9 protein-coding genes and 2 pseudogenes are annotated in these 14,820 nt (G+C 60.0%); 4 read left to right on the top strand and 7 right to left on the bottom strand.

Translation table 11 applies throughout. The annotated features are described in order from the left end of the window. The 3 genes and pseudogenes from ACA064_RS16505 to ACA064_RS16495 all read left to right on the top strand — a co-directional run. Positions 1-771, top strand: a pseudogene (locus ACA064_RS16505) (MCP four helix bundle domain-containing protein); the annotation flags it as partial. Further along, a complete protein-coding gene (locus tag ACA064_RS16500) occupies positions 763-1,626 on the top strand; it encodes a methyl-accepting chemotaxis protein (protein ID WP_497674262.1) in 864 nt (287 codons plus the stop codon). The pseudogene ACA064_RS16505 and the gene ACA064_RS16500, both read left to right, overlap by 9 nt. A gap of 41 nt (positions 1,627-1,667) precedes the next feature. Continuing rightward, a complete protein-coding gene (locus ACA064_RS16495) occupies positions 1,668-2,855 on the top strand; it encodes a pyridoxal phosphate-dependent aminotransferase (protein WP_497669069.1) in 1,188 nt (395 codons plus the stop codon). Positions 2,856-2,964: 109 nt separating this feature from the next. Here the strand turns inward: ACA064_RS16495 and ACA064_RS16490 are convergent, their stop codons facing one another. From ACA064_RS16490 to ACA064_RS16470, 5 genes are all read right to left on the bottom strand, one after another. Continuing rightward, positions 2,965-3,951, bottom strand: coding sequence for a 2-hydroxyacid dehydrogenase (locus tag ACA064_RS16490; protein WP_497669068.1), 987 nt, complete (start codon positions 3,949-3,951; stop codon positions 2,965-2,967). 21 nt (positions 3,952-3,972) lie between these two features. Next, complete coding sequence (locus ACA064_RS16485) at positions 3,973-5,271, bottom strand: MFS transporter (protein WP_497669067.1); 1,299 nt, start codon at positions 5,269-5,271, stop codon at positions 3,973-3,975. Between the two features lie 111 nt (positions 5,272-5,382). Next, on the bottom strand, positions 5,383-6,369 hold the full coding sequence (locus ACA064_RS16480; RefSeq protein ID WP_497669066.1) for a sugar kinase: 987 nt from the start codon (positions 6,367-6,369) through the stop codon (positions 5,383-5,385). Beyond that, on the bottom strand, positions 6,362-7,144 hold the full coding sequence (locus ACA064_RS16475) for a sugar phosphate isomerase/epimerase family protein (RefSeq protein WP_497669065.1): 783 nt from the start codon (positions 7,142-7,144) through the stop codon (positions 6,362-6,364). The genes ACA064_RS16480 and ACA064_RS16475 overlap by 8 nt, the downstream gene beginning before the upstream one ends. Positions 7,145-7,331: 187 nt before the next feature. Continuing rightward, positions 7,332-8,360 (bottom strand): LacI family DNA-binding transcriptional regulator, encoded by a 1,029-nt coding sequence (locus ACA064_RS16470; protein WP_497669064.1) that lies wholly within the window; start codon positions 8,358-8,360, stop codon positions 7,332-7,334. A gap of 424 nt (positions 8,361-8,784) precedes the next feature. Between ACA064_RS16470 and ACA064_RS16465 the strand changes: the two genes are divergently transcribed. Then, entirely contained in the window at positions 8,785-10,959 is a 2,175-nt protein-coding gene (locus tag ACA064_RS16465) for a fibronectin type III domain-containing protein (protein ID WP_497669063.1), read from the top strand. Positions 10,960-10,989: 30 nt separating this feature from the next. On the opposite strand, the pseudogene ACA064_RS16460 reads toward ACA064_RS16465, so the two are convergent. Continuing rightward, positions 10,990-11,636, bottom strand: a pseudogene (locus ACA064_RS16460) (DUF1345 domain-containing protein). A 77-nt stretch (positions 11,637-11,713) separates the two neighbouring features. Continuing rightward, on the bottom strand, positions 11,714-14,809 hold the full coding sequence (locus ACA064_RS16455) for a multidrug efflux RND transporter permease subunit (RefSeq protein ID WP_497669062.1): 3,096 nt from the start codon (positions 14,807-14,809) through the stop codon (positions 11,714-11,716). Between the last annotated feature and the right edge of the window lie 11 nt (positions 14,810-14,820).

Genomic DNA, 14,820 nt, shown 5'->3' with positions numbered 1-14,820 from the left:
ATGTCCCTACGAAATATGAATATCGCGCCTCGAGCCTTCCTCGGTTTTGCCTTCATCGCTTTGCTTGTCATCGTTCTGGGCGTGTTTGCCGCGAATCGCATGACGGTCATTCGCCAGGCCTCGGTTGATCTGCAAAGCACGCAACTGCCCAGCATAGGGTTTCTGGGCAATATCACCGAGAACGTCCTGCGCATGCGTATTTTGTCGTTCCGGGTGCTGGTCAACCGCGAACCGCTGGCCTTGCAGGAAGCTGAAACCCGCATCGGTGTGCTGGTTAACAAGCTCAAGCAAGCGCAAACCAGCTACGCGGCATTGCCCGCCAGTGACGAAGGCGCTGCCCTCTACAGGACCTTTACCGCGACGCTGGATAGCTACCTGCAAGCGCAAGTCGAGATGCTGGAGCTATCCCGTCAGAACAAAATCGAAGAGTTGCGCACCTTGATCAATACCCGGATCAAGGGCGGTACCGACAAAATGGGCGAGCAACTCAACCAGTTGGTGGCGCTCAATGGCGTCGATGCCAGCAAGGCTTCTGCGCAAGCAGGCGAACACTACAGCGACGCCATCACTGGCATCATCGCGGTCTCGGTGATTGCCGCTTTGTTGACGGTGTTGCTGGCCTGGTTGCTGACCCGCAGTATCGTCACACCGCTTAACAAAGCGCTCGCCGCAGCCGAAACCATTGCCGGCGGCAACCTGAGCAAACCAATCATCATCGAAGGAAACGACGAGCCGGCGCGTCTGCTCAGTGCCTTGTCCACCATGCAGAGCAATCTGCGGCAAACCATCGAGCAGATCGCAGGCTCCGCGACGCAACTCGGCTCGGCCGCTAAACAACTCAGCACGGTGACCGCAGAGGCTTCCCGTGGCCTGCAACAGCAGAACAACGAAATCGAACAAGCGGCGACCGCTGTCAACCAAATGACCGCAGCGGTAGAAGAAGTGGCGCGCAACGCCGTCTCCACTTCCGAGGCGTCCAATCAGTCGAACCTGGCCGCTCGCGAAGGTCGCAACCGGGTGGTGGAAACCGTCGGCGCGATCCAGACCATGACCGTCGATGTGCAAAACACCGCCGCCATGATCGAAGGCCTGGCCGTGCAGGGCCGTGACATCGGCAAGGTGCTGGACGTGATCCGGGCGATTGCCGAGCAGACCAACCTGCTGGCGCTCAATGCGGCGATTGAAGCCGCCCGTGCCGGTGAAGCCGGGCGTGGTTTTGCGGTAGTCGCCGATGAGGTCCGCGCGCTGGCCCATCGCACGGCGCAATCGACCCAGGAAATCGAAAAGATGGTCGCCGGCATCCAGAACGGTACCGGCCAGGCGGTGGAGTCCATGCAGCAAAGCAATCAACGCACGCAAAGTACCCTGGAGATGGCCCGTGCCGCCGGTGTTGCCCTGGAGCAGATCACCCAGTCGATCCAGCTAATCAACGAACGCAACCTGGTGATCGCCAGCGCCTCGGCGGAACAGGCGCAAGTCTCCCGCGAAGTGGACCGCAACCTGGTGAACATTCGCGACCTGGCCAGCCAGTCATCTACCGGAGCCAACCAGACCAGCGCGGCCAGCCATGAGCTGTCGCGCCTGGCTGTGGATTTGAACGCAATGGTGGCGCGATTCGTGATTTAAGTTAGGGTTCAGCCTTGGAATTCGCGCAACAGGAGAGCTACATGCGCTATTCAACCTTGACCCAACGAATTGCCGGCGACGGAGCCGCGGCCTGGCAGATTCACGACCGAGCACTGGAATTGATCGAACAGGGCGCCGACGTGTTGTTACTGTCGATCGGCGACCCGGATTTCGACACCCCGAAACCGATTGTTCAGGCCGCCATCGACAGCCTGTTGGCCGGCGATACCCATTACTCGGAGGTGCGTGGCAACCGCTCGCTGCGCACCAGCATTGCCCGGCGCCACAACCGACGCAGCGGTCAAGCGGTCGATGGGGATCACGTGGTGGTCATGCCCGGCGCGCAATGTGCGGTGTATGCCGTGGTGCAATGCCTGCTCGATCCGGGCGACGAGGTGATAGTCGCGGAGCCGATGTACGTCACCTACGAAGGCGTGTTTGGCGCCTGCGGGGCCAAGGTGGTGCCGGTGGCAGTGTCTTCGGAGAACGGCTTTCGGGTCGATCCGGCTGACGTTGCAGCATTGATCACCCCGAGGACCCGGGCCATGCTACTCAACAGTCCGAACAATCCCTCGGGTGCCAGTTTGTCGTTGCCGATCTGGCAGGCGCTGGCACAGCTCTGTATCGAACATGACTTGTGGCTGATCAGCGATGAGGTGTACAGCGAGCTGTTGTTTGAGGGCGAGCACATCAGCCCGGCGAGTTTGCCGGGCATGGCCGAGCGTACGGCGACCCTTAACAGCCTGTCCAAGTCCCATGCCATGAGTGGTTGGCGGGTAGGGTGGGTGATCGGCCCCAAGCCTCTGACCGAGCACTTGATCCATCTGTCGCTGTGCATGTTGTTCGGCTTGCCGGACTTCGTGCAGAAGGCTGCTGAAGTCGCCCTGGATGCCGACTTGCCAGAGGTTGCGCGGATGCGTGAGGAGTATCGTCAGCGTCGGGATCTGGTGTGTGCCCATCTTGATGATTGCCCGGGCCTCACTGCGGTGAAACCTGATGGCGGGATGTTCGTCATGGTCGATATTCGTCAAACCGGCCTCTGCGCCCAAGCCTTTGCCGAGCGCCTGCTGGAAGGGTATGGCGTCTCGGTGCTGGCCGGCGAAGCGTTCGGACCGAGTGCGGCGGGGCATATCCGGATTGGCCTGGTGGTGGATCAGAAGCGTCTGGCCGAGGCGTGTCGGCGGATAGTGCGGTGTGCGGGGGATTTGCTGGAGCAGCGGCCTCAGTAAAATCGTCGGCGCGGCTGAGAAAAAGATCGCAGCCTGCGGCAGCTCCTACGCCGATCACGGTTTGCTTCTGTAGGAGCTGCCGCAGGCTGCGATCTTTTGATCTTGCTCTTTAGATTCTGCGCTGATCCCACACCGACCCATTCACCAGATTCATCGGCCGCTCACCAGCCAGTGCCGCCAGCAGATTGTCTACTGCACAACGGGCCATCGCTTCGCGGGTTTCATGGGTAGCGGAGCCGATATGCGGGGTCGCCACCACATTGTTCAACTGCAAGAGCGGCGAATCATGCTCCAGCGGTTCGCGCTCGAACACATCCAGCCCGGCCGCGCGGATCTGCCGCTGTTGCAGCGCCTCGATCAGAGCGGCTTCATCGACCACCTTGCCCCGGGAAATGTTGATGAAGATGCTTTCCGGGCGCATCAGCGCAAACTCCCGGGCGCCGATCAGGCCTTCGGTCTCGGCCGTCAACGGCAAGGTCAGGCAGATGAAATCCGCTTGCTGCAACAACTCCGGCAAGCTGCGGTACTGCGCATTGAAGCGTTTCTCCACCGCAGGTTTCGCCGAGTGGCTGTGGTAGATGACCGGCATGCCGAAGCCGAAATGCCCACGTTGTGCCAGCGCCTCGCCGATCCGCCCCATGCCGATGATGCCGAGGGTCTTGCCATGCACGTCGCTGCCGAAATGCATCGGCCCGATGTTGTGATTCCATTGCCCCGCACGCACCAGATTGGCCAGTTCGACCACCCGCCGAGCCGTGGCCAGGATCAGTGCGAAACCGGTATCGGCAGTGGTTTCGGTCAACACATCAGGGGTGTTGCTGAGCAGAATATTGCGCCGATTCAGGTAGTCGATGTCGTAGTTGTCGATGCCCACCGAGACACTTGCGACGGCTTCCAGCCGGGGCGCCAAATCGAGCAGCTCGGCATCCAGCCGCAGGCTGGCACCCAGTAGACCCTGGGCGCTGGGCAAGGCATCGCGCAGGCGCATCAGGCCGTCGCTGTCGAGCTTGTCGATCAGCGTCACCTCGGCCTGTTCATGCAATCGAGCCATCAACTCGGGCGAGAGTTTTTTGTAGAGGACGACGTGCTTTTTCATCGTATTCACCTTCAGTTCAATTCAGGAATGCGCAGCCAGAGGATGTCTCGGCGCGGCCTTGGGCAGCGCTCGATCACTGGCCCCGGGCTTGAGGAAAATCGTCAGCACCACCGACAGCAGCAGCGCACCGCTCATCAACAGATAGGAAGCGCCGGGCGAGCCGGTGGAACTGTTCAGGTAACCGACCAGATACGAGCCGCCGAACGAACCGAGGGCGCCCATGCTGTTGATCAAGGCCATGGCGCCACCGGCGACGTTGGCCGGGAGGATCTCCGGGACGATGGCGAAAAACGGTCCATAGGGTGCGTACATGCAGGCCCCGGCGATCACCAGTAGGGTGTAGGACCACCAGAAATGTTCAGCGCCCAGGGCGTAGGAACCATAGAACGCGATGGACGCGATCAGCAGCGGCGGCCAGACAAAACGTTTGCGCCGCTGGATCTTGTCCGAGCCCCAGGACACCACCAGCATCGCAATCACCGCTGCCAGATACGGCAGCGCCGACAGCCAGCCGGCCTCGATCATGTCCATCTGTGCACCCTGCTTGAGAATCGACGGCAGCCACAGCACGAAACCGTAGACGCCGATGCTCCAGCAGAAGAACTGCAGCGCGAGGAGGATTACCTTCGGCGAGCGGAAGGCCTCGGCGTAGTTTTTCACCGCTTTGATCCCGACCTGTTCGGCGGCCAGTGCGCTTTGCAGGTCCTGCTTTTCGGTGTCGCTCAGCCATTTGGCGTCGGCCGGCCGGTCATCGGCCAGGCGCCACCAGATAAACGCCCAGAGCACCGCCGGCAAGCCTTCGATGATGAACATCCAGCGCCAGCTGTAATGCTGCACCAGATAGCCGGAGACCACCGACATCCAGAGCATGGTCACCGGGTTGCCGAGGATCAGGAAGGTGTTGGCTCGCGAGCGTTCGGCACGGGTGAACCAGTGGCAGAGGTACACCAGCATCGCCGGCATCACCGCGGCTTCGACCACCCCGAGCAGGAAGCGGATGACGATCAACCAGTAAGCGTTCGAGACGATCCCGGTCAGGGTCGCCAGGCTGCCCCAGAGAATCAGACTGACGAAAATCAGCTTCTTCACGCTGTTTTTCTGCGCGTAGATGGCGCCTGGTATCTGGAAGAAAAAGTAACCAAGGAAAAACAGCGCGCCGAGCAATGAAGACAGCCCCGGCGTGATCATCAGGTCGGCAGCCATCCCGGAGGCGGCGGCGAAGCCATAGTTGGCCCGGTCCAGATACGCCAGGCTATAGGTGATGAACACGATGGGCATGATGTACCACCAGCGGCGGGTGGCGAGTTTGGGCGTTTGCATAGTGGTGCTCCTGAGCTTGTTGTTTTTGTCGCAGCAGGTAACGGGGGTTGTTTCAGTTTTTGTGGTGTCTGGTAGGGCCTCATCGCGAGCAAGCTCGCTCCCACATTGGATTCAGGTGCAACACAGATCCCCTGTGGGAGCGAGCTTGCTCGCGATGACGGCGTCAAATTCGACAGACATTTCGGATCGGGTCGGCAACCCCTCCATATCCCCACGGCTCTGCACCGCGCGGCTGCCGATCCAGTTGGCGCGCTGTACCGCGTCGCTGAAGCTGTAGTTCTCCAGCAGCGCGCTGATCATGCCCACCGCAAAACCATCACCGGCTCCCACGGTATCGACGACCTGGGCCACCGGCACGGCAGCGACAAAGCCCTGGTCCAGCTGGGTACGGTAATAAGCGCCGTGGGCGCCGAGTTTGATCGCCACGGCTTCGACGCCCTGGTCCAGATAGAACGCGGCAATGTCAGCCGGGTCTTCGAAACCGCTGAGCAAGCGACCTTCACTCAACCCCGGCAGAACCCAGTGGGCGAGGGCGGCCAGTTGGTTTATCTCAGTGATCATCTGTCGATCGCTGGCCCACAGGGCCGGACGCAAATTGGGATCGAACGACACGCTCCCCCCGGCGGCGCGCATCTGCGTCATTAACTCACGGGACAGCTCGCGGGCCGTGGCCGATAGCGCCGGTGGGATGCCGGTCGCATGCAGGTGCCGGGCTTGCAGCAGCTGCGGGTGGATGCCTTCGATCGACAGATGACTGGCGGCCGAACCCCGGCGGAAGTATTCCACCTGGGGATCCGCGCCAGCCTCTTCGCGGGACTTGAACTGAAAGCCGGTCGGGTGCAGCGGATCGACCTGGACATGGGTGCAGTCCAGACCTTCGCCTTGCAGCGTATCGAGCACAAAGCGCCCCAGGGAGTCGGCACCGACCCGGCTCAGCCAGGCCACCTTGAAACCCAGTCGCGACAGGCCGATGGCGACGTTACTGTCGGCCCCGGCGATGCGTTTGTGAAAGTTCGCGACCTGCGCCAGGTCGCCGGTTTGCTCGGCGACGAACATGGCCATGGTTTCGCCGAACGACAGAATATCGATCTCAGACATGGGCGCTCTCCAAAGGTGTCTGGCCCAGTCGGGCGAGGACGGCAACATGCTCGGTGGTCAATTGCAGCAGGTCATCGGCTTGCAGCGGATATTCCGCCGCCCGGGTAATGCCTTGGGTCATATGCTGCAGCAGTTGTTCCCATTGCTGCAGGTCGCCGGGACCGGGCGGTATCGCCACCAGCTTGCTGTCGGCCCTGCGGATGACGGCCTTGCAATGCACATAACCGACATGCCGGCCGAGCAGACGTGCGGCTGTGGTAGCCGATTGGTCCTGCCAGTGCCAGTTGCCGATATCGAAGGTCATCTGCACCGCCAGCTTGTGGTGCTCGACCTGGGCGAAGAAGCGCTGGAACGGTTCGATGCGTCCGCCCTGCAAGGTCTGGTCGTTTTCCACCAGCAACTGCACCGGGTGCTGCGCCAGGCAGGCGGCGAGGCTCTGCAGGTCGCTGTTGTCAGTGAAAAAACCGAGGGACACTTTCAGCCATCTCGCGCCGAAGGTCTGCGCGCGTTTCAGGGTCGCAGCCAACAGCGGGTTAGGTTGCGCCTGACCGGCCACCCAAAGCTCCAGCGGCGAGGAATACACCGCTTCAAGTCCATGTTGTTCGATGGCTCGAGTCAGCTCTCGCGGGTCTTCGGCGGTGAGCAATTCTTCACGCCATTCGATGCGCCGAGCCCCAGCCTTGGCCAGTACCTCGACGAATGCCAGTTGCCCGCGCTGACGAACCAGATCGGCGCCGTAGCTGGAAAGGCTGATGGAAACAGGTGATTCATTCATTGTTATTGACCTCTGAAACCGGTTTCATTTTTTATTAAAAAATTTGAGCTAGTGCTTGTGTTGTGAGGGCCCCGCCCTTGTAGGAGCGAGCTTGCTCGCGATGGACTCAAGGGCGGCGCGTTTATTCAGACAACACGCGTTATCGTTAACGTCCATCGCGAGCAAACGGAACGCCGCCCGGCTGCTCCTACAGGTTCGGAACCCCTCGCGTCGACCCCCGAACTATCAACTGCGCCGGATAGTCCAGCGTCCGCATCGGCCCATCATCCCCGCGCAAGCGCTTGAGCAAACAGTCAAACGCACTGGCGCCGATGGCTTCGGTCGGCTGGGCGAGGGCGGTGATGCCGCTGCCTACCAGCGGGTACCATTCCAGGTCATCCAGGGCGATCAAACCAATCTCCTCGAACAGCCGGCAACCCAGCTCGCGCAGCGCAGTGGTGGTGGCCAGCGCGGCAATACCGTTGGCACAGAACAGGGCTTTCGGGCCGGGGCCGGCAGTGGCGAGAAAGGCTTGCAGGCGAGTCGTCAGCTCGGTACCGGTCTCGACCACGGCGCCGAGCAGGGCCGGACGTCGGGCGATTTCGGTCTTGAAGCTGTTGACCCGTTCGATCCGCGAGCTGGTGCCGTCATAGGGTTCGCTGACCATCAGCACGTCGCGATAGCCTTGCTCTTCAAGGTGTGCCAGAGCGGTGTGGACCGCAGCCGGGTTGTCCAGGCCAACCAGATCGCTGTGCAACTGCTCGACCTTGCGATCCACCAGCACCATGGGCATTTCCCGGTGCAGTTCGCGCAATTGGTCCGGATGATGACCCAGGGTGTTCACGATCAAACCTTCGATGTTGTACGAGCGCAGCGCCGCCAGATGCTGACGTTCCTGCTCGTCATCGCGGTCGGTGTTGCACACCACCAGGCTGTAGCCGTGCTGACGGCAGGCGGTTTCCACGCCATGCATCACGGCAATCGAATAGGGGTTACGGATATCGGCCACCAGCATGCCGATCAGGCGGGTGCGCCCGCGCTTCAGGCCGCGGGCCATTTGGTTCGGGCGGTAACCCAGCTCGGCAATTGCCTGTTCGATGCGCAAGGCAATCGCATCGGAAAGCAGGGCGCGGTCTTCACCGATAAAGCGCGACACGCTGGCCTTGGAAACCCCGGCGCGTTCGGCGACATCGAGCATGGTCACGCGGCTGCGTTGAGCGGCGGAAAAACTGTTCACGGGGCACGACCTTGTTATTTGATTTATTGGGAAGCAGCGGCTGTGAGATTTCGCTGAAACCGGTTTCAGGAGACACCAAAAGCCAATAGGTCGTCAAGAGGGGAAGGGGATGAATGAAAGAAATTCTTCGGCTGTCCACAATTGATCACCAAACATTGCTCCGTAGAGTTCATCATTCAAACGAATATCAGTGACCGCCAACCCCCCAGACTGGCGGGGTGAGCGTCTCGGGACAGCTTCTCGCAACACTTTAGAAGTGTCGTTCAAGTTATTGAAAATAAAATATATATTTACGAGCAGCGCGAGTTATGTGGCAAGCATTAGCATAAATATGGAGTTGCGCCACTAACAGTTCTGTTAGTAGCGGCACAGGCGCGAACGACCTTTAATGACAAGCCTGAATGCCAATACGCGGAGCTTCAAGTTGAACGCCGAAGAAAATCCATCGTCCCGGTCTGGAACAACAAGCCTCAAGCCTCCGGATGTTGTGGTCGTGACAAACACTTCAGAGTCCTCAATCAAAATCAGCTGGGTGTTCAGCACCCCTGTGACCAATGAAGGGGTGCGGGTGAAATGGGGGACCGACCCCTCGGAGAGCAACACCACTGGTCAAAAAGACCGCCCTTTTCAAATGGGCGGGATTTTTGAAATCACAGAGCTAAAGCCAGAGACCAAGTATTACATCTTCGTATGTGGCACCATTGACGACGCGGTGTCACGTGCCCGGAGTGCCGAGGGAACAACCAAACCTGCCACTGCTTTACCCGGTCGCCCGACGAATCTCCAGGCTTGGTCAAGCAAGAGTACGGTGTTGCTGAAGTGGGACATTGCCGCTAACGCGTCCGGATACAAGATTGCTTATGGCATTGAGCCCGGTCCGATCATTGACACCCTTCCGTCGCCCGAACCCACTATTAACTTCACGGGGCTGATCTCCAATACCCTCTATTTTTTTCAGGTTCAATCAACTAACAGTAACGGTGACTCGGCGTCGACAGACATTGTGAAACAGACGCTGTGGGTCCCTGCTGCCCCGACCAATCTCAGCGCAACGCCACAGGTCACCACGATGGATCTGTCATGGTCCATCTTCCAGGGCACTATCACTCATTACATCTACTATGGTCTCGAACCCGGTGGCGCAGCTCAGCGTATAGAGTGCAAGCCAGGGCACTATAGGCTGACGGGCCTGAGTAAAAATACACTCTACTATGTCGTAGTAACTGCCTATGGGGAAAACGGCGAATCGTTGCCGGCGCGGATCACACAAAAGACCCTCGACGGGCCGCAGATACCTAAGCCTCCAGGTCCTTTACATACGCTCGTCACTTATGATTCTGTCCGCGTCGTTTGGGGGCCGCCCGAGGCTCCCGGGTACAAAGTGAGTTACGGGCTCGATAACGCGGACCGGAAGGTAATCGGAACCGAGACAACGCAGCACATGAACCATATGCTGAGCAATTTGTTGTCCGAAACCAGGTACTTCATCGAGGTTCGTGGTTTTAATGCCAGCGGCGAATCCGAGCCGTCGGCGTCTGTCGCTACAACAACGATTTTTGCAGCACCACGCGACTTGTCCTTGGGAGCGCTCACCGATGAGTCTGCCGCCTGGAGTTGGAGGGCTGGCGCCGATTATTCGAGCGGGACCCAGTACGAGGTATACCTCGGTGACCGGTATCTGGATACGGTCCCGGACCTCCACTATCTTGCCAAGGGATTAACTGAAGATACCGAGTACCTTTTCAAGGTCCGCGCCAAAGGGGCTGATGACCATTTCTCGGATTACGTGACTGACAGTTTTACAACCAAGCCCTACAGGGGTATGCGAATTTGCTCTCCTGGCAATTTGAGAGGCAGTCGCAATACTTCAACCACGGCTTTGCTGAGTTGGGATGAACCCTATGCAACGTGCTCTTGGTGCCCGGATGCTGTGGGTTATGAAATAACCGGCGAAGGTATCGCGACGCTTAATGTGATTGGGCCTGCGTGCGAGGTGAAAGGGCTGAAAGCCGATAGTGAGTACCACTTGGTTGTGCGCGCGAAAGCGGGTGGGAACAATGTCTCGCAGCCAAGCCATGTGCTGATCGGCATGAGCCCGGGCAAACCGGGATCGCTGCAGGTCGGGGGTGTTACGAGCACATCTGCAACCTTGACGTGGTCCGCGTCGAGTACAAGTGTTCCGGTGTTCGACTATGTGATTTCCTGCAATGACAAACTTATCGCTGCGATCCCCGGGCTCGAGTACAAAGTCACTCGTTTAAAAGCTAACAGTTCCTACACTGTCGAGGTCAGGGCTCGAACGGCAGCAGGGAACCTTTCCGAGTCGGTGACGGAGACGTTTTTTACCACAGTGAGCAACGGGCCGACCCATCTGGAATTTCATCGGCTTTCCCCCCAGGCCGGAACTATTCAATGGGAACCTCCGATTGAAAGTGGCGGTGTCACCGGCTATCAGCTGTCCCGTGATGGAGGCGTCATCGGGGAAATTCCAGAAACTTACTTCATGTTTCTTGATTTGACGCCCGGTACTACGCATTTCTTCGAGGTGCGCGCTATACGCAATGGACAGTACTCCGATCCAGCCTCTATCAGTGGTTAAACCACAGGAGATAGAACGTGTGTATGTACCTTACCCAAACAACCCCGCCGCGATATTGATCGAGAAACCGAGAATTGCGGTATTGAACACAAACCCGATCAACGACTGCGCAAGCACAATCTTGCGCAGTCCACGGGTGGCCACCCCGACATCCGCGGTTTGCACCGCGACGCTGACGGTGAAGGAGAAATACAGGAAGTCCCAGTAGTCGGGATTCACCTCGCCCTCGGCGAAGCGCAGTGCCGGGGCCTTGCCGTTCCAAGTGTAATAAAGCCTGGCGTAATGCACGCTGAAGATCACCCCGGTCAGCAGCCATGAGCCGATCACGGTCAAGCCAGTGAAACCGTAACGCAAGAGTTTGTGGGTGGTGTCCAGGTCTCTGCTGCCGGCCAGTTCGAAGGTAATGGTGGCGAGGCTGGCGATCGCTGCGATGCAGACGGTCAACAGCACCAGTCCGGCATTTTCGTCCTCGACCTCGGCAATCCGTTTAACATCAGTGGCCTGCGAACGTAATGTGAGCCAGACCATTAACATCAGGTAGGTCCAGACCCCGGCATTCCAGCCAATGAGAATTTTGCTGATAATCGAATCGGCTGGAACCAGAATGCCGACGGCCAGGCCAGGCCGAGCATGGCGGCGGCGGAGAGGCGAGGGTGGGTGCGGGCGAGGTGCGGCATGGGGGCTCGATAGTGAGAGGGCGTTACCGCACCATAGCGTAGGCAGCCCCGCTTTTGTTGCCGACCACGTTGATCCGTCAGGTTTTATGGCGACGCTTCACCACCTTCATCACCACCACAAAAAACACCGGCACGAACACTACCGCCAATGTCGCGGTGATCATCCCGCCGATCACCCCGGTACCGATGGCTTGCTGGCTGGCCGAGCTGGCACCGGTGGCAATCGCCAGTGGCACCACGCCGAGGATGAACGCCAGCGAGGTCATGACGATCGGGCGCAGGCGCAGACGTGCGGCTTGCACCGTGGCGTCGATCAGGTCGTGGCCTTCGTCGTACAGGCTCTTGGCGAACTCGATGATCAGGATCGCGTTCTTCGCCGACAGACCGATGATGGTGATCAGCCCGACCTTGAAAAACACGTCATTGGGCATCCCGCGCAGGGTCACGGCCAGCACCGCCCCGAGCACACCCAGCGGCACCACCAGCAACACCGAGGTGGGAATCGACCAGCTCTCGTATAACGCCGCCAGGCACAGGAACACGATCAGCAGCGACAACCCAAGCAGGATCGGAGCCTGGGCGCCGGAAAGGCGTTCCTGCAACGACAGTCCGGTCCATTCCTGGCCAAGACCCGCGGGCAGTTGCGCGACGAGTCGCTGGACTTCTTCCATCGCCTCGCCAGTGCTGTGACCGGGTGCCGGCTCTCCGGAAATACTGATGGCCGGGTAGCCGTTGTAGCGGGTCAACTGCGCCGGGCCCTGAGTCCATTTGGCCTGGACGAAGGCTGACAAGGGCACCATTTTTCCGCTGTTGTTGCGCACATGCATCTTCAGCAAATCCGCCACCTGGCTGCGTTGATCGCCTTCAGCCTGTACCACCACCCGTTGCATCCGCCCCTGGTTGGGAAAGTCATTGATGTAGGCCGAACCCACCGCGGTGGACAGCACATTACCAATATCGGCAAAGGAGATACCCAAAGCGTTGGCCTGTTTGCGGTCGACTTCCAGCTGCACCTGGGGTGCCTCGGCCAAGGCACTTTCCCGGACATTGACCAGGATCGGGCTCTTCTCGGCGGCGGCCAGCAACTCGCTGCGCGCTTGCATCAGCGCGCCATGGCCGACACCGCCACGGTCTTGCAGGCGGAACTCGAAACCGCTGGAGGTGCCGAGACCGTCCACGGGCGGCGGCAGTACGGCGTAAGCCACCGCGTCCTTGATCTGGCTGAGGGCGATATTGGCCCGGTCAGCGATCGAGGCGGCCGAATCGTCGCGGCCGCGATCCGACCAGTCCTTGAGCGTGGTGAAGGCCAGCGCCGCGTTCTGCCCGCTGCCAGAGAAGCTGAAGCCGAGGATCACCGTGCTGTCACCCACCCCGGGTTCGCTGGCGTTGTGCGCTTCGATCTGTTCCACCACCTGCACCGTACGGTTCGTGCTGGCGCCGGGTGGCAACTGGATGTCGGTGATGGTGTAGCCCTGGTCTTCCACCGGCAGGAACGAGGAGGGCAGGCGACTGAAACACAGGCCCAGGCCAATCAGCAGCACAACGTAGATCAAAAGGTAACGCCCGGTGCGTTTCAGCGCGTAGACCACCCCCCGTTGATAACCGTCGCTGAGTTGCTCGAAGCGCCGGTTGAACCAGCCGAAGAATCCGCCCCTGGCGTGATGCTCACCCTTGGCAATCGGCTTGAGCAGGGTCGCGCACAGCGCCGGAGTCAAGGTCAGGGCGAGGAACGCCGAGAACAGAATCGAGGTGGCCATCGACAGTGAGAACTGCTGGTAGATCACCCCCACCGAACCCTGCATGAACGCCATCGGGATAAACACCGCCACCAGCACCAGGGTGATACCGATGATCGCGCCGGTGATCTGCTTCATCGCCTTGCGCGTCGCATCGATGGGCGACAGGCCCTCGCTGGCCATGATCCGCTCGACGTTCTCCACCACCACAATGGCGTCGTCCACCAGGATGCCGATGGCCAGCACCATGCCGAACATGGTCAGCACGTTGATCGAGAAACCCAGGGCCAGCATGGTCGCAAAGGTCCCCATCAAAGCCACTGGCACCACCAGGGTCGGGATCAGCGTGTAGCGAATGTTCTGCAGGAACAGGAACATCACCGCAAACACCAGCAGCATCGCTTCGCCCAGGGTGTAGACCACTTTGGTGATCGAGACTTTGACGAAGGGCGAGGTGTCGTAGGGAATCTTGTATTCCACACCCACCGGGAAATACTGCGCCAACTCATCCATCTTCGCCCGCACCAGGGTCGCGGTGTTCAAGGCATTGGCGCCCGGCGCCAGTTGCACGCCGACCGCGGTCGAGGGCTTGCCGTTCAGACGAGTGGAAAACTGGTATTCCTGGCTGCCGATCTCGACCCGGGCGACATCGCCGACGCGCACGGTGGAGCCGTCGGGATTGGCTCGCAACACGATGTCGGCGAACTCTTCGGGGCTCGACAACTGGCCTTTGACCAGCACAGTCGCAGTGATTTCCTGGGTCGAGCGAGCGGGCAGGTCGCCGATGCTGCCGGCCGAAATCTGGGCGTTCTGCGCGGCAATCGCGGCGCTGACATCGGCCGGGGTCAGGTTGAAACCCACCAATTTCCGTGGGTCGATCCAGATGCGCATGGCCCGCTCGGCGCCATACAGTTGCGCCTTGCCGACGCCGTCGATGCGGCGAATCTCGTTCATCACATTGCGCGCCAGGTAATCGCTGAGCGCCACGTTGTCGAATTTGCCGTCACTGGAGGTCAGGGTGATCAGCAACAGGAAACCGGCCGAGACCTTCTCCACCTGCAAGCCTTGCTGGGTCACCGCCTGCGGCAGGCGCGGCTCTACCGCCTTGAGGCGGTTCTGCACGTCGACCTGGGCCATTTCCGGATTGGTGCCGGGCTGGAAGGTCGCGGTGATGGTGGCAGAGCCAAGGCTGCTCTGGGATTCGAAATACAGCAGGTTGTCAGCACCGTTGAGCTCCTGCTCGATCAGGCTGACCACGCTTTCGTCCACGGTTTGCGCCGAAGCGCCGGGGTAGGTGGCGTAGATTTCGACTTTCGGCGGCGCGACGTTGGGGTATTGCGCCACTGGCAACTGCGGGATGGCCAAGGCGCCGGCCAGCAGGATAAACAGTGCGACCACCCAGGCGAAGATCGGGCGGTCGATAAAGAATTGCGGCATGGGATTTCCTG

The sequence above is a fragment of the Pseudomonas sp. LBUM1658 genome, from assembly GCF_059716055.1.
The sequence above is the reverse complement of the archived record's forward strand: the minus strand, read 5'-3'. Positions and strand labels throughout refer to the sequence as shown.